The organism is Kribbella sp. WER1 (genome assembly GCF_054189145.1).
This window is the reverse complement of the sequence record NZ_CM135186.1, coordinates 5348342-5369402: the sequence shown is the minus strand read 5'-3', so window position 1 is coordinate 5369402 and position 21061 is coordinate 5348342. Positions and strand designations below refer to the sequence as shown.

The window sequence follows — 21061 nt, the reverse complement described above, 5'->3', positions numbered from 1 at the left end:
GGTCGGTCGGAACCGTGACAGTATCTGCCGTATGGAGTTCGACGTCTTCATCGAGATCCCCAAGGGCACCCGCAACAAGTACGAGCTGGACCACAAGACGAACCGCCTGCGCCTGGACCGCACCCTGTTCACGGCGACGCAGTACCCGTCCGACTACGGGTTCATCGAGGACACCCTCGGTCAGGACGGCGACCCGCTGGACGCGCTCGTACTGCTGCCGGAGCCGACGTTCCCCGGCTGCCTGATCCGCGCCCGGGCGATCGGCATGTTCCGGATGACCGACGAGAAGGGCCCGGACGACAAGGTCGTCTGCGTCCCGGCCGGCGACCCGCGCCAGGAGCACCTGCGCGACATCCACCACCTGCCGGAGTTCGACCGGCTGGAGATCCAGCACTTCTTCGAGGTCTACAAGGACCTCGAGCCGGGCAAGTCCGTCGAGGGCGCCACCTGGGTCGGCCGCTCGGCCGCCGAGGAGGAGATCACCGCCTCCTTCAACCGCCTGAAGACCGAAGGCCACTAATCGCCTGAGACGCGGCGGAGCAGGCTCAGCAGAGTCTTGCGCTCCGCCGCGGTCAGCGGCTGCAGCAGGTCGGCCTCCGCGCCGAAGATCAGCTGATCCATGTCCTGCAGGTGCTTCTCCCCGGCCGGCGTGATCGCCACGATCTTCCGGCGCCGGTCCGCCGCGTCGACGCGGCGGGCCAGCATTTCCAGCTGCTCCAGCTCGTCGAGCAGCGTGACCAGGTCACTGCGGTCCATCCCGATCCGGTCCGCGAGCGTCGCCTGCACGGACTCGCCGTCGTCGGCCAGGCTCGCCAGCACGTGGTAGTGCAGCGTCCGGACGCCCCCGTCGGTCATGTGCTGCCGGACCAGCCGCTGGGCGTGCTGGCTCGCCCGCCCGAGCGCGAACAGCACCTGGTCGGACAGCCGATGGTTCGGCGACTTCTTCACCTCACCAACTCTATTGGCAACGCCTCTCCTTGGAGTTATCGTGGGATTCTCCTATTATTTCTAGCACCCACTATATGGAGAGCCCACGATGCGTGCAGTGCGTTACCACCGCCACGGCGGTCCCGACGTCCTCCAGCTCGACGAGGTCGCCGTTCCCGAGCCCGGCCCCGGCCAGGTCCTGATCGAGGCGGAGGCGATCGGCGCGAACGCGATCGACACCGTCCTGCGCCGCGGCGGTACGCCGTGGGACCGGCCGCTGCCCGGCACCCTGACCGGTGAGGTGATCGGCCGGATCACCGCCGTCGGCCCCGACGTACCGCCCGGTGTCGCGGTCGGGCAGCGGGTCGGCTCGCTGGCCGAGGACGCGTTCGCCGACCAGGTCCTCGCCGACGCCGCGTTCCTGGCGCCGATCCCGGACGGGGCCGACGCCGCCGAAGCGACCATGATGCCGATGACCGGGCCGCTCGCGTTCCGGCTGCTCGAGACCGCGCAGCTGCCGCCCGGCGGCACGGTCGTGATCCACTCCGCGGCCGGCACCATCGGCCACCTCGCCGTCCAGCTCGCCCGCTCGTACGACCCGAAGACAATCATCGGCACGGCGTCCGCCCCGCACCGCCTCGACTTCATCCGCTCGCTCGGCGCGCAGGCCGTCGACCTGACCGACCCGGAGTGGCCGGCCAAGGTCCGCGAACTCGCCCCCGACGGCGTCGACGCCGTACTCGACGCGGTCGGCGGGAAGGTGTTCGAGCAGGGCCTCGAGCTGCTCCGGCCGCTCGGCACGATGCTGACGTACGGCGCGATCACGACCGAGCTGCCGACCGTACCCGCCGGGGCCCTGTTCGGATTCAAGACCGTCACCGGGGTCTCGATCATGGGCTGGCGGACCGCCCGCCCGGACGCCGCCCGCGCCGACATCGCCGAGGTCACCCGCCGCTGGCAGTCCGGCGAACTCCGCCCGCTCGTGCACGCCACCCACCCGCTCGCCGACGTCGCCAAGATCCACGGAACCCTCGACGCCCGGAGCGCAGTGGGCCGGCTGGTCGCGACGCCCTGAAATAATCCCCGGGTGGAGCTTCGGCAGATGCGGTACTTCGTCGGCGTCGCCGAGGAACTGCACTTCGGCAAGGCCGCCGAGCGGCTGTACATCTCCACCCCGACGCTCAGCCAGCAGATCAAACAACTCGAACGCGAGGTCGGCACCACGCTGCTGATCCGGCACAGCCGTGGTGTCGAGCTCACGCCCGCCGGACAGGTCTTCCTCACCCGCGCCCGCGAGACGTTGCAGGCGGCCGGCCTGGCACTGAAGGACACCCGCCGGGCCGCCGGCCTCGACGAACCGGTCCTCCGGCTCGGCCTGCTGAACGGCATCCCCGGCTGGCTGCCGGCCGCCCTCGAACAGCTCGCCACCGAACGGTTCCCGACCAGCACCGTCACCCTCGAGGCCGGCACCACCACCGACCAGCTCCGGATGCTCGGCAGCGGCGAGATCGACCTCGGCCTGGTCCGCACCCCGCTCACGTTGCCCGCGGCAATCACCTCCGAACAGCTGGCGACCGAGGAACTCGGCGTACTGCTGACCGCGACCCACCCGCTCGCCACCCGCCCGGAGCTGGACCTCGACGACCTCGCCGGCCTCGAACTGATCTGGATCCCACGGGCCGCCGCACCCGAGTTCCACGACGACGCGCTACGGCGACTCGGTCCCGGCGTACGGCTCAGCGACATCAGCATGAGCCACTCCCAGCTCCGCTCGGCCCTGCTCGTCCGCCGAGACGCCATCAGCCTCGGCTCCCGCCGAGCCGCAACCGCCGAGGTGGTCTGGCGACCGCTCACCGGCCGCCCACTGGTCGCGCAATACGCCGCCGTCTGGCGCACCGACTCGACCAACCCGGTGCTACAGGCAATGACCGTTAGCCCCGGACTAACGGTCGTTAGCCAACAAGTCGTGGCGGACTGACAATTTCTGCGGTTGGCTCTGAATGTCAACCACAGAAGGAGAATCAGTGCCGGAACACGTTGTCATCGTCGGCGGAAACTCAGGAATCGGCCGCGCACTCGCCGCCGAACTAGTTGCCCAAGGCAGCGAAGTCACCGTCGCCGGGCGATCCCCCGGCAAACTCGCCGCGGTCCGCCGGGAACTCGGCGTACACACCGTCACGATCGACCTCGGAAGCGAGCCCGACATCGAGCGACTGTTCGCCACCACCGGGCCGATCGACCACCTGGTCACCACCGCCGCCGACGTAGCCGGTGCCTACCAACCGATCCGCACCTACGACCTACCCGCCGCCCGAGGCGCCATCGCCTCCAAGCTCACCGGCCCCCTACTCCTGGCCAAACACGGCGCCTCCGTCCTGCGACCCGGAGGCTCAATCCTCTACACCTCCGGCATCGCCGCCTACCGCCCAGGCCCCCGAGGCTCCCTACTAGCCGCCCTCAACGGCTCCCTAGCCTCCTTGGCAGCAGCCCTAGCCGTCGAGCTGGCCCCACTCCGCGTCAACGTCATCTCCCCCGGCTGGGTAGACACCCCCATCTGGCAAGACGTAGCCGGCCCCGATGCCCCCCAAACCCTGGCCACCATGGCCACCCGCCTCCCCGCAGGCCGCATAGGCCGCCCCGAAGACATAGCCGCCGCCATGCTCCCCCTACTCCGCAACCCCTACATCACAGGAACAGTCCTCCACATAGACGGCGGCCACCACCTGATCTAACCCCAACGCATCCCCAGAAGGTTCGACCCACGCCTACGAACACCCGCGCGAGCGAGGCACCCACACACGCGAACCACGCCGGCTCACGAGCCAACCCACACCGACGAACCAGCCCCAAGCGCGGGGCATCCCGCCCTCGCCCCCGCCCCCGAGCGGAGCGAGGGGGCGGAGGTCCGCAGATGTTGCCGGAGACAACTAACAGGCTACGGGCGACCGAAGAAGTTCGGGGGGATCCAGTAGTAGACGCTGTCGATCTGGACCGGCTTGCCCGTCCGCGGAGCGTGGATCATCATCCCGTTGCCGAGGTACATCGCGACGTGGTGGATGGTCGCTGGGTCGTTCGGGTTCTGGGCCCAGAAGATCAGGTCGCCGGGGCGCAGGTCGTCTTCCTGGATGTGCTGGATCTGCTCGTACTGCGCCGCGCTGTAGTGCGGGAGTTGTACGCCGGCGTTCTCCCACGCGCCCATCGTCAACCCGGAGCAGTCCCACCGGTTCGGGCCGGTCGCGCCCCACAGGTACATGTCCCCGAGCTGCCGCATCGCGAACTTGATCGCGGCCGACGCGCCGTGCCCGGACGAACTGCCACCGCTGTTCCCGCCGCCGTTGTTCCCACCGCCGCCGCTGTTGTTGCCGTCGTTCGACGGCTTGTGGTGCTTCGGCTTCCTGCCGGGATGCTGCTTGGCTTCCTTCTCCTCGCGGGCCTGTTCGGCAGCCTCGCGCTTGCGTTCGGCTTCCGCAGCGCGGCGCTCGGCGGCCTCCCGGGCGGCGATCCGGCGCTTCAGCTCGGCGGCCTTGCGTGCGGCTTCCTCGGCGGCCTTGATCCGGGCGAGTTCTTCCAGCCCGTGCTGCCGCTGGGCGGCGACCTTGACCGAGATGTTCTGCAGGACAGCCAGCTGGGAGATCGAGTTCTTCCGCTGGACGCCGATCGCGGTGACCGCGGCGGACTGCGCCGCCTCCGCGGCCTCGGCCGCCTTCTTCGCCGCGGCGGCTTCGTCGGCGGCCTTCTTGACCTTCACGACCGCCTGGTCGGCCTGCACCTTGAACAGGTTGGTCATCACCTGCGTCGCCGAGAACCGCAGGTACGAGCCCTGCATCGCGGCCGACACCGAGTGCGCTGCACCGGCGGAGTCGAGCAGCTGCTGCGGCCCGTCCGCGGTGAACAGCGGCGCGAGCTTCGCGACGTCGCCACCACCTTGGTACGACGCGGCGGCGAACCGGCCGATCTGCTGCCGCTGGGTGGCGAGCGTCTTCTCGGCCTCGGCGGCCCGGGCCGCGGCGGCGGCCGCCGCGGTCTTGGCCTGCTGGAGCCGGTAGACGGCCCCGTTGTACGCCTCGTCCGCGATCCCGGACTGGACGCCGAGTTGCTCGAGCCGCGTGTTCGCGGCGGCGAGCTCGCGCTCGATCTTCGCGACCTGGGCGGCCTTCGAGGCGGCGGCCTGCTTGGCCCGCGCGACCGCGGCCTTGGACGGGATCACCGGCGGCTTCGGCTTGGCAGCCTCGGCCGGGAGCGTGGGCACGGCCATGGAGCCGGCCAAGCAGATCGCGAGCACCCCGGAGAGCAGCAACTTCCCTGCCCGTCCGGTCTTCCCAGCACTCGCGACCCGTTCGCCGGACGTGGCCCTTGGGGGCGTCCGCATCGGGATCGTTCCTTCCGCCGGTCACGAACCCCTTCCCCAGGGTTCGTGAACTTTTGGTCCTCCTGGACCACATACGTGACACTAGTTGCCTGTAGCCCCATTGGGAACAGCTTTCACACAAGTAACTTTGTTTCACCCGTGTGTCGACTTGACAAACTACAAGCTTGTAATTCCGCGAACTCCCAGGTGGGCGCACGAAAACGCCCCTCCGGCCGGAACCGGAGGGGCGTTTCGCGAGGACTGGATTCAGCTGAGGACGAACGACGCGACCACCGGCAGGTGATCCGACGCCGGCGTCACCGGTACGGCGGCGCGCACCGGGCGCAGGCCTGCCCCGTGCAGCTGGAAGTCGATCCGTTTCGTCGGGTTGTCCGCCTCGATCGTGTACCCGGGGCCGTCGCCGACCTCGGCCCAGGTGTCGTCGTACACGGCGGTCAGGGTCTTGATCTCGGGGGTGGTCGGGATCGCGTTCAGGTCGCCGACGAGCAGGGTCGGGGTCTTCGAACCGCTGAGCAGCTGGACGACTTTCTGCGCCTGCTCGAGCCGTTCGGCGTTGTTGTTGCTGGTCAGATGGGTGTTCGCGAAGCGCAGTTTGGCGCCGCGCACTGTGATGTTTGCCACCGCAAGTCCGCGCTGTTCACCGGTCGGGTAGAGCGGCAGGAGGGTGTTCTTGAAGTCCTGGATCGGGTACTTCGACAGGATCGCGGTGCCGTACTGGCGACGCGGCTCGCCCGGGTTCGCCGGCGGGAGGTCGAGGTTGGCGGCGTACGCGTAGTGCATCTTCAGCCGCTGCGCGAACCACGCCGGCTGGTCGACCCAGTCGCTCCGCGCATCCCAGTGCCGATCGACCTCCTGCAGCCCGATCACGTCGGCCTTGGACTGCTCGATCAGTACGGCGATCCGCTCCAGGTCGAGCACACCGTCGATCCCCGCACCGTGATGGATGTTGTACGTCATCACCGTCAAAGCCCGCCCCGGCCGCCCCACCGCAGGCTGAGCCGCAGCCACAGTAGGCACCACCATCAGAAACCCCACAAGAACGGTCAGCAATTTACGCATACCCAATCGTCCCGGAAACCCCCCAACCTCCGCCCCACCACCGAGTGTCGCCCACCTGAACACCCAAAGACACCCATCCCACCCGCGCTCAGCGCGCGGGCGTTTGGTGCACGCGGGTCGTGGGCGCGAACTCGGCGGGCGCTAGTAAAGGTCGCGGGTGGGTGTGGTGAGCGGGCGGTGGGGTGGGTCGTGAGGAGTGCGGGGTTCTTGTTCTGGGTCTACTGACTCGGGAGACCATTGGCTGAGGGCGAAACCTCCGTGTCGGGTGGGAGCTGCCTGACGGCCTTCCACTCGGCCCACGGAGGTCTGTGTCTCAGGCAAATACCTGGCTGACTCCAGCCGGGAGACTGGCACTGGTTCAGCGCATCGCTTCGGGTCGCGCGGCGGCCCATGTGGCCGCGGAGATGGGGTGTCGCGCACGTGCGCGTGGCGGTGCTGGCGCCGCTACCACGATTAGGGAGATACGGGGCTGGTGGACCGGCCGTCGCGGACGCGGTCGTGTCCACACCGCACCCCGGCCTGCACCGAGACGCGGATCCGGATCTGGAGGCACCTGTCCCGGCGTGGACCGGTTGACCTGGCCCGCCGGGCCGGCGTGCCGGCCTCGGCCCGGTCAATGGCGCGGTCACCCGGGCGTCTCGACGTACGGCGAACGGCAAAGCCGAACGCCCCCTGTCTGCCGATTGGGCCTACACCCGCCCCTACAACACCAACGAGCAACGCAACACCGCCTTGCCGGCCTGGCTCAACCACTGCAACCTGGAACGACCGCACGCCGGCATCGGAGGCTTACGCCCCAACGACCGAATCACCAACCCTCCGAGTCAGTACATCTAGACGATGTCGAGGCGATTCGGCTTCAGGTCGGGATGGCTGGACTTCAGCAGCTGGAGGGCCTCCTCGAGCACATCCTCATCACGGACGGGGAGCGGGGTGTCCTCCCAGGCGTCGTCCCGTGCCCTAAGGTCTGCGAGATCACCGTGAATATGCACACCGCTGTGTCGCAGCGCGTCGATCCGGCGGGACGTCTCACCTTCGATCCATCCACGCGTCGACTCCGGCAAACGTATCTCTCTGCTGCGGTTCGCGGACCGTAGCAGAGGAAGCAAGGAGCCGTTGAGCAGCCGTCTTTGAGCCCGCACGTCCTGCGAGGGTGAAGCTGCCAGGTTGAGGCGCCGGAAGAGCTCGGCCTGGACCCGGTCCAGAGACCTGTTCGTCGCTGCACCGTCGGTGTGCCAGGCCGTCGTCTCGATACCCAGCGCCTCCGCGAACCGGCCCAGAAGCAAGGTTCGTTCGGCACCTCGCGGCGGGACCGTGACCACGTGGATGCGCGTGGGCGGCACATGGGCGAGCCACCGGTGCACGATCAAGGAAGCGTCCGTCCATGGCGACCCGGCCTCGCGCTCCGCTACCAGGAAGTCGTCCAAGCTGGTGTCGGGGTAGACCATCTTGATCATCTCTTGCCACAGCGAGGCCAGGATCGAGGCCAGGCTCCTGGCCATCACAACGACGTGCAGCCGGGCGGGAGCGAGGGAGTGCACGATCTTTGCGATGTGCTCCTCGGTCGACCAGCCCAGCACCTCGTGCGAGATCAGCGAAGGGCAATCGTGAGCGGCTACCCGTTCACACACCTGCGCCCAGACTCCGGCCGCCTCCGGCATCTCGAAGTGGATGAACTCGTAGTTCTGCACGTCGGTCGTGGCCAGCCACATCTCGTTGGGGTGCTCACCGGGATGGTGGTAGCCCTGCCGAGCGAGATCATCGCGATTGCGCCACAGTAAATCTTGTAGATAGGTCGACCCCGTCTTCGTCGGCCCGACATGCAGGTACACATCCTTCATGGCCGCGAAAATACTGAACTACAGGACGTGGCGGCCCTGTTGATCAACAGGGTTGACAGCCTTCCGCGCGGCTGTCGTGCGGATGCAGGAGTGGATGAGTGTTCTCCTTGAGGGCCTGCGTGAACGATGACTCCGCCTGGGCGCTCGACGGCCACGATCATGGACTTCGGTGGGCTCACCTGCCGCTGACCGGAGCCTGCGGGGCGGTAGCCGCGTTCACGGCCTGGGATGGCTCGCCGAGGAAGCCGGCGAAGCGCCGTTCGGGGTCCCGGTCGTCGCGCACTTGCCGGTAGCGCTCCCACGCGGCATCCGACATGACCCGAGCGCCTGGGGTGGAGAGGTCGCTGTCGCCGAGGTAGCACCCGGCCGACGACGAGGCCAGGTCGGCCATCGTCCGCACCAGCCAGTCCCGGCAGCGGCTGTCCTCGGAAGGCGCGTCCGTGATGGCGTAGGCGGCGAAGTAGAGGTCTGTGTCCACCGAGAAGGCCATGTCCGGTCGCTCCCGGCGCGCCGCGGGGCACAGGTCGCCAAGGACCGTGAACGTCTGTGTCGTGGGCAGCGAGCCGTAGGTCGGTGCGAGCGCCCGGCACCAGTCATCGGCCGGATCGGTGAGGAACGCGTTGTCGACGTGGTAGCGGTGCCCCTCAGGGTTGGCGCCGTCCTGGGCGGCGAGAAGGTCGGCGAACGACACCGCGGAGGTCGTTTCGTGCGACAGAGCCCGCCCCCGGACCGGGGAGGTCTCGAGCGCGCCGAGCGCGCCCGCGCCCCCGTCGAAGGACAGCGCGTCGACAACGACAACCTGACCGAGGCGGGGAACCGTGCACCCGACCAATGCCAGCTCCACCTCGTCGGGGACCGCGTGGCGGCACTCGGCGTACCAGGACAGAACCTCTGGTGCTGCGTCGACCGGATAGGCCCAGGTCGCGTGCGTCAGGTGCCGGAAGCGAGGCCGCGTCCGCAGCCGGAAGGAGGTGACGACGCCGGTGAAGCCGGAGCCGGAACCTCGCGCCATCCAGAAGAGGTCGGCGTTCTCCTCCTCCGAGCAGTGCACGAGCTCGCCCGAAGCGGTGACCACGTCGAGCGACTCCACGTGTTCGACGGCCCAGCCCCAGCCGCGCGTGTTCCAGCCCAGTCCGCCCTGCAGGAGGAAGCCGGCAAGGCCCACCGCAGGTGCGTGTCCGACGGGGAAGAACCGGTTGTGGCGCGCGAGGAACGGGTCGAGGTCGTGCCCGCCGCGGGCGCCGGCGCCCACCGTGGCGATGGCCGTGACGGGGTCGTAGGCCAGGTCGCGAAGGTTGGAGACGTCGATGAGGAGGGTCCGCTCGCGCAACGACGATGCGGTCCAGTTGTGCCCACCGGCTCGCACAGCGACCTGCAGCCCCTCCTGAGCCGCCAGTCTGACGCCGGCGACGACGTCGGGAACGCTGCCAGCCCGCAGCACGGCTCGCGGCCGTCGCGAGGGGATCCGTTGGTTGAACAGGCCCGCCACCGATGCCTTCTCGAAGCCGGGGTCACCGACGCGCCACAGCCTTCCGTCCCACGGACTCACCGGGCATACGGTAGATGGCGCGAGCGGCGCGCGCCCCTGACACCGGTCAGGCATTTCGTGGAAGGCCACGCCCCAGGTCGCTGACACGCCGCGGACGTGGGACGCCTGCGGTCGCGCGGATATCGATGACCTGTCCCGAGGCTTTGCAGCTTGATGCAAAGCATCGCGAGTGTCGCGACGCCGAGCCGCTGACGCTGTTACGTTTTTGGCGAATCAGCCGAGCCGGGGCTTGGGGTCTCGGTAGATGTTGAGTTTGCGACGAATCGGGCCGAACCACCGCCCAGGGGGAGCCACCCATGGAGAAATCTCTGCCTACCAGTGCACGCACGGCGGCGCCACCGCCGGTCGTCTCCGTGTCGGACTGCGGCAGCGCCATCAGGACGCGGGCGCTTCCGGCGACGAGAGCGGCGGCAAGCAGTGCGGAGCCGACCGTCCGACCAATCGCGACAATCACATGGGTGCACAGACCGGCCGGCGTCGGCGACGACAGCCCGACCCGACGCCGCGTCGACCTGTGCGAGGGTGAGTCCGTCGACTTCGGACGCGACCTCTCCTCGGGAAGATGCAAGCCCGGCGCCTTGCCCCGCGTCGGCTCCTTGGAGGTCGAAGACGACCGACTGATCATCTCGAACTTCACCACCAGCACAACGTTCGTGATCGAGAACCTCGAAGGCGGCAGCGAGCTGGTCAAGGCCCGCCCGCGGCATATGGGAGTGCCGGTCCCATTCGAGATGTCTCGCATCCTCATTCCGGCTGGGATGGACGTCTTCGAGCTCAAGGCGTTTGGTCCGGAGCCGCCGATGCTGGACGTCGAGCGCGCAACCGACGACGGCAGCGGCCCGCTACCGCGCCTGGACAAGTCCAGCAAGTACTTCGCAGTGCTCGTCGCGCTGTGCGAGCCACGGCTGCGCGGCAACTCCATGGCGGCCGTCCCGTCGGTGCAGGAGGTCGTGGCGCGACTGCGGGGCACCGATCTGTTCAGCCTGGCCAGCCGCAGCAGCATCAACTACCACATCGACTACCTGGTGGAGCAGAAGATCCCAGTCACCCGTTGGGCGAAGTACGACGACGATGGTCGGAGGCACTCCAAACGGGAGGCGCTCGTCGCATTCGCCCTGCGCTTCGACTTGGTGTCCGATGAGCACCTCGACCTGCTCCCCCAGTTGCCTCGATCTGCCTGAGACCGGGTCAGCCGGCCTCCTTGACGATGCCGGCGAGGATGTCGGCCGCGTCGCGCACGTCTGCCGGCCCGACGCCGCGATGCGTCACCGCGCGGATACGGCCATGGCCGAATTCGCCGATGGCCAGGCCACGCTCACGGGCCAAGCCGACGACGGCATTCTCGTCGAGGTCGCCGGCGGTCACTCGGAACAGCACGATATTGGTCACGACCGAGCTCGCGTCGATGTCGATCCCGTCGACCTCGGCCAGCCGCTGGGCGAGGCACGCGGCCAGGGCATGGTCCTCGGCAAGCCTGTCGACCATCGAGGTCAGGGCCACGATGCCGGCGGCAGCGACCACGCCGGCCTGGCGCATGCCGCCGCCGAGCATCTTGCGCAGCCGACGCGCCCGGGCGATAACCTCGCGGTCCCCCGCGAGGATCGACCCGATCGGCGCGGAGAGCGCCTTGGACAGGCAGAACTGGAGAGAGTCGGCGACGCGGGCGATCTCCGCCGCAGGGACCCCGCTGGCGACCTCTGCGTGAAAAATCCGGGCTCCGTCCATATGCACCGGAACCCCTCTCTCGTTCGCCAGGCGCCGTACGTCGTCCAGGTAGCCGGGGGCCAGCACCCGCCCGCCCATGCGGTTGTGCGTGTTCTCAAGGCAGATCAGGCCGGGGAGAGCGAACTGCGAGTCGTCGAGGTCGGGTGGCCAGCCCGCTTCGAGGTCGGCGAGTTCGAGCGTTCCTTCCGGCTGGGTATGGATGGGCTCATAGACAATCCCGCCACATACGCTCGCCCCGCCCGCCTCGTAGAGGTAGATGTCGCTCTCGTCCCCGACGATTGCTTTACCGCCCCGCGGGACGTGCGCCATCATCGCGGTCAGGTTGGCCATCGTGCCGCTGGGCATCAGGCAGGCGTCGGTCTTGCCGACCCGCTCGGCCGCAAGCTCCTCGAGTCGCTTGACGGTCGGGTCCTCGGAGTAGACGTCGTCGCCAAGGTCGGCCAGGGTCATGGCGGTGAACATCTCGGGGGTGGGCAGCGTAAAGGTGTCGCTCCGCATCTCGATCAAGTCAGTGGGTCCTCACTCGGTCGTCGCTCAGCCGGACAGTGATGCCGGCCAGTGCCAGGTCGAGGGTGCGGTCGACTTGCTCGACCGACTCCCCGGTGGCGATCACGTGGCCCAACCGGTCGTAGGCGTCGACGGCGGCGCGGATGCGGTCCCCGGGTCGGCAGCTCGTGTGCACCGCCGCGACACCCTCCTGGCTCCGTGCCTCCTCGAGGCCGTCGATCGTGGAGACCTCGCCGTCGCTGGTGCTGGTGATGAACGCGATGCCGGTCGTCCTGGTGGGGAGGTCCCCGATGGCTATCGGCAGGTCAGCCGCCGCCCTCAGTTGCTGGTCGAGCAGGTCGGCGCCGCCGGCGAGCCTGATCAGCTCGGGGATCATGCCTCCGGCCGGGCGGGCGTTGATCTCGATGACGGTGGGGCCGGCTTCAGCCAGCCGTAGCTCGGTGTGGCACACCCCGTGGCCGATCCCGGTCGCCGCGAGTGCCTCGGTCACGACCTGCCTGACCTCAAGCGCAGTGATCTCGTCGAGCGCGGCGGGGAACGCATGGCGCAGCTCCACGAAGACCGGACGACGTGATAGGCCCTTCCTCGTGATGCCGACGACGTGGCAACGGCCGTCGACGAAGACCGTCTCGACGCTGAGCTCCGCGCCTTCCACGAACTGCTCGACGAGCACCCCGCAGGGCTGCGGCTGCATCCGCACGTTGTGCATGAGGCCTAGGAGGAGGGTGACCTGCTCGCTGGCCTGCTCTACGGTCTCGCACAACAGGACGCCGGTCGACGCCGAGTCGGCGACGGGCTTGACCACGCACGGCAGTCCGGTACGCGCCACGGCGGCGGCGACGTCTCCAGCGGTGCCGACACGGACCGACACGGGCTGGGGAAGACTCGCGGCAGTGAGCGATTTCCTCGTCTCGGACTTGTCTCGGCAGCGGCGTACGGCCTCGGGTGGGTTGCCCGGCAGACCGAGCTCCGCCGCGAGCACGGCCGCGGCCTCGAGGTAGAACTCGCTGGTCGTGGTGACCCCGGCCACTTCCTGTGGGTCGAATGCCTCATGCACGGCTTCCGACAGCGCAGCCTGGTCGTTGGTGTCGCACCGCACGATCTCGCAGTCGGTCTCCGCGACGCCCCGATAGCGTGTCGCGGAGCTGGTCAGCAGCACCGGGGTTAGGCCCAGCTCGCGGACGCGCTGCATCGCGAGTATCCCGGTACCGGTGGTGTTGGACTCGACGAACAGCACCCGCCGTCGGGGTGGCGAGGCTACCGTGGCCCACGACCACTGGGCCACCTCCGTGCCATAAGCGACCTGCTCCGGCTCGGGACGGATCGGGAGGGACCGCAGATCAACCCGGTCCCAGTAGTCGTCGGAGTAAATGGTGTCGACGTAGCGGTCGCCACGGTCGGGGAAGATGCCGACCGCTGTGGCGCCCTCCGGAAGCGTCAGCGCCACGTGCCGGAGCACCTGGTATACCGACCCCGAAGAGTTGCCGGCGAACAGGCACTCGTCCCGGGCGAGCTCACGGGTGGCGGTGAACGCCTCGTGGTCGTTGAGCCAGTGCACCTCGTCGATCTCTGCAAGGCTCAGGTTGCCCGGCATCAAGCTGTTGCCCAGACCGCTCTGTCTCCGGCCGGGGTGGTCGGGCTGCTCGAACAGGACGCTGCCCACGGCGTCCACGCCGATGACACGCACGGGATCGGTGATGCCCGCTGCTCGTTGTGCACGTCGCAGGGCGCGCGCCGTGCCGCACAGGGAGCCACCGCTCCCGACCGCGCCGACGAGCACTTCGACGCGGCCGAGGTCGGCGAGCAGTTCGTCGGCCAGCGCGCTGTATGCGAGCGGGTTCTGCGGGTTGTAGTACTGGCGTGGGCAGAACGCATCGTCGTGCTCAGCCATCAGCTCGGCAAGGCGGGCCAGCCGCGCACTCTGCCAGCCGTGGGATGTCATTGCGTCGACGACGTGCACGGAGCAGCCGAGCGAACGGAGCTTGGCCAGGGTGATCTCGTCGATCCGCGGGTCGGTCACAATGTGGACTGGGTGGCCGAGCAACGTGCCGACCAGCGCGAGCCCGAGCGCCATCGTGCCTGAGGAGCTCTCGAGGATCGGCGCACCGACGTGCAGCAGACCGTTGGCGCGTGCCTCGAAGACTACGCGCTTGGCGACCCTGTCCTTCATGGCGAAGACATTCTGCATCTCCAGCTTGGCGTAGACCGCCGCGGTCGACGGACCAGTGCGCAGGCGAACCACGGGGGTGCGGCCGATCGCATCGACGAGGTCGTCGTACTTCACAGTTCTGCTCCAATGTTGGCGGAGTCGAAGTCCAGGGTCTGGCACACCAGCAGCTTCTGGCCGTGGCCCAGATACCGGCAACGCGTGATCGCCTCGGCCAGCCGAGCGCGGTAGTCAGGGAGGTGCTGGGGGAGCAGCAGCCCAATGGCTGAGCCGCTGTGCGCGGCGACGACGCCCACCCCGCCGACCTCCGCACTGAGGGCGGTCATCGCGTGGAGCGACCGCTTGGGGCACAGCCGCTGGTTGAGGTATGCGCTGCGCGTGGCGATGCGACCGATGGTGAGAGTGTCCGCAGCGAGCACGGCCGGGCCGAGGTCGGTGAGTAGGGCGGCGTACTCCTTGCGGTCGCGGTCGGTGAAGTGCTTGGAAATCGCGTTGAACGCGACCGTGTCGACGGGCGTGCCCTCGTCGATGCCGACGATGGTCATGGGCGGCAGCACGCCGAGGCTGCGCCGGTGCACGACGTCGCGGTGGTCGAAGGCGACCACGCCGGGATACATCACGCCGTCGGTCGGTTCGATCGGTCTCAGCAGGTCCTCGACGAGCGCGGGCGGCATGTCGACGCCGATGGCCCTCGCGACGGCTCGGGCAGTCGCCACCAAGTCGGCTGAGGAACTCGCCAGGCCGCGACCCTCAGGAAGGGTCCCGCTGAGCTGCAGCGACCCACCACCGCCCGCACCATGCCGGGCGAGCACCGCCTCGGCGACCCGCTGGGCCTTGGTCTTCGTCGTAGGCGAGGTCTCGATGCCCTCGCGGGCGCCTTCGTACTCGAACTTGGCTGTGGACCAGCGGGCGATCGGGAGCGTAACCAGGAAGTCGGGACCCTCGGGCAACGCACCCTGCAGCAGCTCACCAAAGGTGCCGAAGACCGAGCTGACTCCCGAGCCACGGGCCCGCCCGGCCGGCCGGGGTCGCTTGGATCGGAGCAGCTGACGGGTCATGCGCGGCGCCCTGCCAGCGCGTCGAGCGCCGCGTCCGTCCTGGCCACGGCCGCGTCCACCGCCGACGTTCGCACAGCCCACTCGCGCTCCAGGGCAACCCGGCGCTCATGCTGGCTGTCCAGCAAAGCCCGTACTGCGTCGGGACCCGTCCCACCGGCCGACGCTTTGCTCGCCAGCTGACCGTCGACGTCGAGGGATGCGTCGAGGAACGACCCAGCGTCCTCAAGCGGGTAGCCGGCCGCATAACAGACGTCGCTCAGCAGCCGGGCGTCATGGCGGCCCCCGTTCTGCTCGAGGACGGCGACGATGTAGCGCCCTGCGACAACCTGGGCTGTCCGCCACGGGACACCAGCCCGCAGGGTGAGCTGGTTGGCGAGGCTGAACCCGCCGAAGTGGTCCCGCTCGCACCATGCACGCATCGTGTCCACGCGCCATTGGAGGCGGTCCACGACGAGGGCGGTCCCGTCCACGACGGCTCGCGCATCGGCGAAGGCGGCGCTCGCATGCCGCCCCGCCTCCTTCGACGCCTCGACACTGTTGCTATACGCCGTGTTGCGCTGGCCAGTGGCGAGGTCGACGTAGAACGCCACGAGGTGCGCCGTCCCGCCGCGCAGCCGCTCAAGGATCGGGTAGTTCTTCTTCTGGGGCATGGATGCCGATATGCCGGCCAGGTCGTGAGGCAGCTCGACGAGGCCGTACGCACTGGAGAGCCAGGCCATGAGGTCCGTGTGGAAACGGCTGAGACCCACACCCGCGGTGGACAGGTCGGCAGCGACGTCCAGTAGCCACGATCTCGAGGCCACCGCGGCCAACGCATGTGGGGCGGGGGCGGTGCAGCCGACCGCCTCGGCCAGTAGGTGCCGGTCCCACGCCAAGTCCTGGCCGGCCATCGGTCCGGCCCCGAGCGGCGAGAGGTTGATGCGGTCGTAGGTCGAGAGCATGCGCGACGATGTCGCCAGCGCGTGCTCGGCCAGGGCGGAGAGCCAGAATCCCGGACTCACCACCTGCGCGGCCTGGAGGTGGGTGTAGCCGGGCATCGGGGAGGTGACGTCCTCGCCCGCACGCCTGAGTGCCGCCTGCGCCAGCCGGCCGAAGCCTGCGGCCACCGTCGTCACCTGGTCGCGTACATGCATCAGCTGTGCGCACGCCTGCAGGTCGTTGCGACTGCGGTCCACGTGCCACGCCGGTACGGGGCCGGCGCCGGCAAGGACCTCGGCCTCCATCGCCAGAGCGATGTCGGTGAGCGAGTCGTCGGCCCGGGCGGCGACGCTCTCCTGCGTCAACCCGCGCAGGCCTGCTGTCAGGCTGATCACTTCCCCCGAGGACAACACCCCCATACGGTGGTACTCGGCCAGCAGGGCCTTCTCAATGAGGATGTACCACGGCAGCAGATGCTCCAGCTCGTGGCTGAGCTGGGGCTCGAGGAACGTACGTCGCACGAAGTCGCCAGGCGTGGCGGTCAGGCGCCCGGATACGCTCATGGAGCCATGCCCTCTCCGAGAGGTGTGAGCAAGTCCCGGACGAGCGCGGCGGCGTCGGCCGCCCGGGCGCGCACGAAATAGCGGTCCATTTCCTTCAACGGAATGAACCGCGCCAGGGGGAAGAGTCCGGTGAGCTCGGCTCCCACCTCACGCTCACCGGGGGCTCGGGGCACGGCGACAACAGTGGTGGGCGTGTTGACCGGCTGGCGCCCGGCATCGCCGTAGTAGGTCTCGGCCTGGTCCACATCGTGGCGGAACGCGCGCTCGATGATCTCGACGTGGATCGACCGGGCGCGGTCGACGTCGGTGAGCGCACCGGCCTCGCGCATCCATTTGCCGATGTCGGCAGTGCTGTCAGCCGGGTCCCCGGCACCGGCCGCGATGACGATATGTCGGAGAGCGGCACCGGCGGTTTGCAGGCAGGCTGCGGTAGCGTGCGCCAAGGCACTTCCTGCGCCGTGCCCCCAGAGGATGACTGGCTCGGCCACTCGGTCGAGGATCTCCTCGCTCAGCCGACGGGCCAGTTCGTCGATGTCGCACAGTTGCTCGTCAGGACGCGCGATGTCGTGGCCCGGCAGCTCGGCGGCCCAGACCGACAGGTCGTCCCGGGCGACCGCGTGTGCGAGTGCATCGAAGTTGAGGGCGTTGCCGGCCTCGTAGGGCAGGCATACAAGAGCAGCGGAGGCAGCGTCGGGTCGGGCGAGGGGCTGGAGAAGGGAGCCGCCGTCTTGCGGCTGCTGCACCGCCGCCGCGAGGTCGGCCAGCACGGGGTGCTTCATCAGGTCCACTAGCGACACGAGCCCAGCCAACTGGACCACCAGCCGGATGCTGGCGAGGGACCCTCCTCCGCGCTCGAAGAAATTGTCGTTGCGGTCGATCTCGTCGAGTGGAACACCGAGCACCTCAGCCCAGGCCGTCGCGATGCGGCGCTCGAGGAGGTTCTGCGGGGGCGTGACGCTGGTGCCCGTCGCGCACCCGGTTTCCAGGTCCGCCAACGCGCGCTTGTTCACCTTGCCGTTGTCGGTCAGCGGCAGCTCGGGCATCCACCGCAACGTACGCGGGACCAGGTGCTGTGGCACGAGCTCGGCGAGTAACTCGGAAACGTCCCCCAGCGGCGACGCCGCAGTGTAGAAGCCGGCCAGGCGCTTGCTCGAGCCGTCCGGCATGACGATCACGCACGCCGTACGGACGCCGGGGACGCGCAGCAGTTGCGCTTCGACCTCGCCGACCTCCACACGCATGCCGCTGATCTTCACCTGCTCGTCGCGACGGCCGATGAACCGCAGTCGCCCGTCGGCCAGCCAGTGCCCGTAGTCGCCGCTGCGGTAGCGGCGTAGTCCGGCGCGCACGGGGTCGTCTTCGAAGGCCTCGGCCGTCCGGACGGGGTCGTTGACGTACCCGCGTCCGACGCACACGCCGGAGAAGGTGATTTCTCCGACGCTGTCGTCGTTGACCGGCAGCCCGTCGGGACCGACCACGTCGACCAGGACGTTGGCGATCGGCACGCCGACGCTGACCAGATCGTCACCGGCGACCCCGGTGATCACCTCGTGCGTTGTATCGTCGGAGGCCTCGGTTGCGCCGTAGGCGTTGACCACGGGGATCGCGGGGCAGTGGGCGAACCAACGGCGCAAGACGGCGGCGGTGACCGCCTCGCCGGTGACGCCGAGCATCCGCAGGGTGCCCGGCACCTGGTCGCCCGCCTCTAGCCTGGTGACCACCACATCGAGGTAGCTCGGCACGACCTGCAGCACCGCGACCTTCTCCTCCGACAGCAGCCTCAGCAATGCCGGCACGTCAAGGACGGCCTTGGGGTCGACGATCAGGGTCGACCCGCCGGCGAGCAGCGGCGCGAAGGCCTGCCAGAGCGAGATGTCGAAGCTCTGCGAGGCCGTCTGAGCGACCACCGAGCCCGGACCCAGGTCGAAGGTCTCGATCTTGGCCAGCAGGTGATTGAGCATGCCTGCGTGTTCGCAGGCAGCGCCCTTGGGCTCGCCTGTGGAGCCGGAAGTGAAGTAGATGTACGCCAGATCGGACTCCGAGACAGTGACCGCCGGCCGTGGTGAAGCCCCCGCGTCCGGCGCCACGGGCAGGACACTGACCCCCACCTCGCGGAAGGTCTGCGGTGGGACGTCGTCCGCCAGCAGGGCGTGGGTCGATGACGAGCGTCGGAGAAGCTCGGCGATCCTTTCGTCCGGGTAGGCGGGCTCAATCGGCAAGTACACGCCGCCGGCCTTGAAGATGCCGATGATGGCGGCGAGCCACTCTAGCGTCCGCTCGCTACACACAGCGACAACACCCTCGGGCCGCAGGCCTGCCGAGTGCAGCGCGCCCGCGACACGGTCAGCGGCCGCGTCGAGGCCGGCGTAGGTCCACCGCTCGTGGCGGTGCACCGCGGCCGTTGCGTCCGGCGTCCTCCGCGCCCACTCCTCGAACAGCTCGTGCGCGCGGAGGCCAGGCAACGGTCTTTGCGGACCGACTCCCCGCGTCTGCGAGCTCTGTGCTGCCTCGAGCTGCTCCGTCACGACGTTCTCCTCTAGTTTGGCGACTCAGAACCAGGCCAGGAACCGGGTGAGCTCCTCGCGCAGATCTGCCGGACCCGGGCGCTCAACCTTGACCGCGACCTTGTCCTCGGTCTCCACCGCGGATCGGCGGTAGACGTTGGTGAACTCGGTGACGGCCGGCCGCTGGAGAACCAGCGATGCCGCCGCACCGCCGCCGGAGCGGGAGATGTTGTGCAGCACCTCGTGGTTGATGCGATACACCGTGCCGGCGGGGAGCACAGCCTCGAAGACCTTGAGCAGCCGGGCCGTGCCGTGCGGCTCCAAGCTGTAGGACTCGTCGGCACCCACCGGGAGGTACTTCAGGTGATGGTGCTCCTCGCCGGCGTCATCGACCCGGAACTCCCGCGCGCAGTACTCGCCGGCCAGCAGCGCGGTCGTGAAGTCCCAGCGGTGGGAGTGGACGTCCTCGGTAATCTCGTCGGTCACATCAGGCTGCGGGTGCCACACGTGAAGGCGCAGCTTCCACGGGTTCGTGTCGCCGGCCATCAGCACGAGCTTCAGGAAGTTGTTGGCGTGGTAGTAGGACCGGGCTGCGATCTCGGCCAACTGGTGCTCGTCGGCAATGATCTGCCCGAGCATGCTCCTCAGCTCGGTCGGTGCGGCTAGGCCGCGGAGGACCGAGAGGGTCGCCCCGAAGCCGGCTGTGTCGGACTTGTCCACGACCACGTCGAGCTGGTCTTTGATTTCCCGCAGGCTGGCACCGGTTCTGATCTGCGCCATTTCTCTACTCCTCGTACGTCTGTGGTGCTTGTTCGCTGGATGTGGGGCGCCGTACCACGTCGGACGAGCCGGTGCGTCCCTGGCACCCGAGGGTCATGTCGGTGTCGGGGGCGCGGCGCGGCGGTCCGCGATAGCGACCAGGAGCTCGGGCGAACCGACGAGCGGCGGACGGCCCTGCGCGCTCAGCAGGTTGTCCGCGACGAGGACGTCGCCCTCCTGCCAGGTCACCTCACGGCGTACGGCTGTGTAGCCCGCCTGGATAGTCGTCAGCTCACCGGTCGAGAGGGGCTGGCCGTCCCCGAAGGTGGTCTCCATCGGCAGGTCCTGCCCGAAGGCGCGCCTCATGACCTCCCGCTCGGTGGGGTCCAGGCTGCCGGTGTTCAAGAAGGCGAGATCGTTGAACCAGCATGACTCGCCGGTGCCCGGATGATCGACGAAAGCCGAGCGGTGCCGTGTAGTGCGCAGTGCGCCATCGGGCAGCCATGTCGCATCGATCTCCTCGCGGGCGAGCACCTGCTCGAGCTCCTCGCGCGTCATTACGCCGAACGCGTCCTGCCATGACATCCCGAACCCCTCGTGGAACGTCCGGGCCACCGTCCAGCCGAAGGCGCGGAGCCTCTCGACGAGCTCGTCGGGTAGCACCTCGGGCAGGCGCCGTACATCGCTGACGTAGTGCTGTGACCCGGAGCGCGGCAGTCGGGCGCATGCAGTGAGCACCAGCGCAGGGTGCGCCAGGCTGCAGGATCCTTCCTGCGACGGGCACAACTCGCGATCCCTGGGCCAGCTGAACGGCGTCATGATCCCGCCCGCGCGGTCCTCGCGGGGGGCGAAGTGCTCGGTGGCGCGGTGGGGCACGTGGCCCAGCGCGTCCCGCGTCGCCGCGAGGTCCTTCGGGCTACCGATCTGCAGCCCGCGTACGACGACCGCGCCCTGCCGTCCTACGCGGTCCAGGACCATCGGCGCCTCGGTTGTCAGCCAGCCCATCGGGTCACCGGCCGGGGCCTCCAGAAGAGTGAGTTCGATACCGGTTCGCGACGCACCGCCAGCCCCGGGCAGCGCGGGTGCGCTCCCGCTCATTCAGTCAACTCTCTTCC

The 21061-nt window shown here is 68.9% G+C and carries 17 protein-coding genes; 5 read left to right on the top strand and 12 right to left on the bottom strand.

What is annotated here, in order from left to right; translation table 11 throughout:
* The first annotated feature begins 31 nt into the window (after nucleotides 1-31).
* Entirely contained in the window at nucleotides 32-520 is a 489-nt protein-coding gene (locus ACXJJ3_RS26035) for an inorganic diphosphatase (protein WP_458164467.1), read from the top strand.
* On the opposite strand, the gene ACXJJ3_RS26030 is transcribed toward ACXJJ3_RS26035, so the two are convergent.
* A complete protein-coding gene (locus ACXJJ3_RS26030) occupies nucleotides 517-948 on the bottom strand; it encodes a MarR family winged helix-turn-helix transcriptional regulator (protein ID WP_458164466.1) in 432 nt (143 codons plus the stop codon). The two genes, ACXJJ3_RS26035 and ACXJJ3_RS26030, sit on opposite strands and share 4 nt — an antisense overlap.
* A gap of 88 nt (nucleotides 949-1036) precedes the next feature.
* Between ACXJJ3_RS26030 and ACXJJ3_RS26025 the strand changes: the two genes are divergently transcribed.
* The 3 genes from ACXJJ3_RS26025 to ACXJJ3_RS26015 are packed head-to-tail and all read left to right on the top strand — an operon-like array spanning nucleotide 1037 to nucleotide 3659.
* Nucleotides 1037-2002 carry a quinone oxidoreductase family protein gene (locus tag ACXJJ3_RS26025; protein ID WP_458164465.1) on the top strand — a complete coding sequence of 322 codons (966 nt, stop codon included), beginning with the start codon at nucleotides 1037-1039 and terminating at the stop codon, nucleotides 2000-2002.
* Between the two features lie 12 nt (nucleotides 2003-2014).
* On the top strand, nucleotides 2015-2905 hold the full coding sequence (locus tag ACXJJ3_RS26020) for a LysR family transcriptional regulator (RefSeq protein ID WP_458164464.1): 891 nt from the start codon (nucleotides 2015-2017) through the stop codon (nucleotides 2903-2905).
* A gap of 46 nt (nucleotides 2906-2951) precedes the next feature.
* Nucleotides 2952-3659 carry an SDR family oxidoreductase gene (locus tag ACXJJ3_RS26015; RefSeq protein ID WP_458164463.1) on the top strand — a complete coding sequence of 236 codons (708 nt, stop codon included), beginning with the start codon at nucleotides 2952-2954 and terminating at the stop codon, nucleotides 3657-3659.
* Nucleotides 3660-3862: 203 nt separating this feature from the next.
* On the opposite strand, the gene ACXJJ3_RS26010 is transcribed toward ACXJJ3_RS26015, so the two are convergent.
* From ACXJJ3_RS26010 to ACXJJ3_RS25995, 4 genes are all read right to left on the bottom strand, one after another.
* Nucleotides 3863-5296 carry an NlpC/P60 family protein gene (locus ACXJJ3_RS26010; RefSeq protein ID WP_458164462.1) on the bottom strand — a complete coding sequence of 478 codons (1434 nt, stop codon included), beginning with the start codon at nucleotides 5294-5296 and terminating at the stop codon, nucleotides 3863-3865.
* Between the two features lie 246 nt (nucleotides 5297-5542).
* Complete coding sequence (locus ACXJJ3_RS26005; protein WP_458164461.1) at nucleotides 5543-6355, bottom strand: endonuclease/exonuclease/phosphatase family protein; 813 nt, start codon at nucleotides 6353-6355, stop codon at nucleotides 5543-5545.
* Between the two features lie 833 nt (nucleotides 6356-7188).
* Nucleotides 7189-8196: a hypothetical protein gene (locus ACXJJ3_RS26000; protein ID WP_458164460.1), complete on the bottom strand. Its 1008-nt coding sequence runs from the start codon at nucleotides 8194-8196 to the stop codon at nucleotides 7189-7191.
* Nucleotides 8197-8371: 175 nt separating this feature from the next.
* Entirely contained in the window at nucleotides 8372-9745 is a 1374-nt protein-coding gene (locus ACXJJ3_RS25995) for an FAD-binding oxidoreductase (RefSeq protein ID WP_458164459.1), read from the bottom strand.
* Between the two features lie 458 nt (nucleotides 9746-10203).
* Here ACXJJ3_RS25995 and ACXJJ3_RS25990 point away from each other — a divergent pair, with 458 nt between their 5' ends.
* Entirely contained in the window at nucleotides 10204-10926 is a 723-nt protein-coding gene (locus tag ACXJJ3_RS25990) for a hypothetical protein (protein WP_458164458.1), read from the top strand.
* A gap of 7 nt (nucleotides 10927-10933) precedes the next feature.
* Here ACXJJ3_RS25990 and ACXJJ3_RS25985 read toward each other — a convergent pair whose 3' ends face one another.
* From ACXJJ3_RS25985 to ACXJJ3_RS25955, 7 genes are all read right to left on the bottom strand, one after another.
* Complete coding sequence (locus ACXJJ3_RS25985; protein WP_458171947.1) at nucleotides 10934-11968, bottom strand: GntG family PLP-dependent aldolase; 1035 nt, start codon at nucleotides 11966-11968, stop codon at nucleotides 10934-10936.
* 10 nt (nucleotides 11969-11978) lie between these two features.
* A complete protein-coding gene (locus ACXJJ3_RS25980) occupies nucleotides 11979-14261 on the bottom strand; it encodes a pyridoxal-phosphate dependent enzyme (protein ID WP_458164457.1) in 2283 nt (760 codons plus the stop codon).
* A complete protein-coding gene (locus ACXJJ3_RS25975; RefSeq protein ID WP_458164456.1) occupies nucleotides 14258-15202 on the bottom strand; it encodes a GHMP family kinase ATP-binding protein in 945 nt (314 codons plus the stop codon). Before ACXJJ3_RS25975 ends, ACXJJ3_RS25980 begins: the two co-directional genes overlap by 4 nt.
* Nucleotides 15199-16683, bottom strand: a complete 1485-nt coding sequence (locus ACXJJ3_RS25970; protein WP_458164455.1) for a lyase family protein — start codon at nucleotides 16681-16683, stop codon at nucleotides 15199-15201. The genes ACXJJ3_RS25975 and ACXJJ3_RS25970 overlap by 4 nt, the downstream gene beginning before the upstream one ends.
* The gene (locus ACXJJ3_RS25965) at nucleotides 16680-19208 is read right to left on the bottom strand and encodes an amino acid adenylation domain-containing protein (protein ID WP_458164454.1); all 2529 of its coding nucleotides are present in this window, start codon (nucleotides 19206-19208) and stop codon (nucleotides 16680-16682) included. The genes ACXJJ3_RS25970 and ACXJJ3_RS25965 overlap by 4 nt, the downstream gene beginning before the upstream one ends.
* A gap of 24 nt (nucleotides 19209-19232) precedes the next feature.
* The gene (locus ACXJJ3_RS25960; RefSeq protein WP_458164453.1) at nucleotides 19233-19967 is read right to left on the bottom strand and encodes a hypothetical protein; all 735 of its coding nucleotides are present in this window, start codon (nucleotides 19965-19967) and stop codon (nucleotides 19233-19235) included.
* 93 nt (nucleotides 19968-20060) lie between these two features.
* Nucleotides 20061-21044, bottom strand: a complete 984-nt coding sequence (locus ACXJJ3_RS25955) for a TauD/TfdA family dioxygenase (protein WP_458164452.1) — start codon at nucleotides 21042-21044, stop codon at nucleotides 20061-20063.
* Nucleotides 21045-21061: the final 17 nt, after the last annotated feature.

Bases quoted from the DNA above. Each gene is read 5' to 3' on its own strand.
- ACXJJ3_RS26035 (WP_458164467.1), top strand. From the start codon at position 32: ATGGAGTTCGACGTCTTCATCGAGATCCCCAAGGGCACCCGCAACAAG.
- ACXJJ3_RS26025 (WP_458164465.1), top strand. From the start codon at position 1,037: ATGCGTGCAGTGCGTTACCACCGCCACGGCGGTCCCGACGTCCTCCAG.
- ACXJJ3_RS26010 (WP_458164462.1), bottom strand. From the start codon at position 5,296: ATGCGGACGCCCCCAAGGGCCACGTCCGGCGAACGGGTCGCGAGTGCT.
- ACXJJ3_RS26005 (WP_458164461.1), bottom strand. From the start codon at position 6,355: ATGCGTAAATTGCTGACCGTTCTTGTGGGGTTTCTGATGGTGGTGCCT.
- ACXJJ3_RS26000 (WP_458164460.1), bottom strand. From the start codon at position 8,196: ATGAAGGATGTGTACCTGCATGTCGGGCCGACGAAGACGGGGTCGACC.
- ACXJJ3_RS25985 (WP_458171947.1), bottom strand. From the start codon at position 11,968: ATGCGGAGCGACACCTTTACGCTGCCCACCCCCGAGATGTTCACCGCC.
- ACXJJ3_RS25975 (WP_458164456.1), bottom strand. From the start codon at position 15,202: ATGACCCGTCAGCTGCTCCGATCCAAGCGACCCCGGCCGGCCGGGCGG.
- ACXJJ3_RS25970 (WP_458164455.1), bottom strand. From the start codon at position 16,683: ATGAGCGTATCCGGGCGCCTGACCGCCACGCCTGGCGACTTCGTGCGA.
- ACXJJ3_RS25960 (WP_458164453.1), bottom strand. From the start codon at position 19,967: ATGGCGCAGATCAGAACCGGTGCCAGCCTGCGGGAAATCAAAGACCAG.
- ACXJJ3_RS25955 (WP_458164452.1), bottom strand. From the start codon at position 21,044: ATGAGCGGGAGCGCACCCGCGCTGCCCGGGGCTGGCGGTGCGTCGCGA.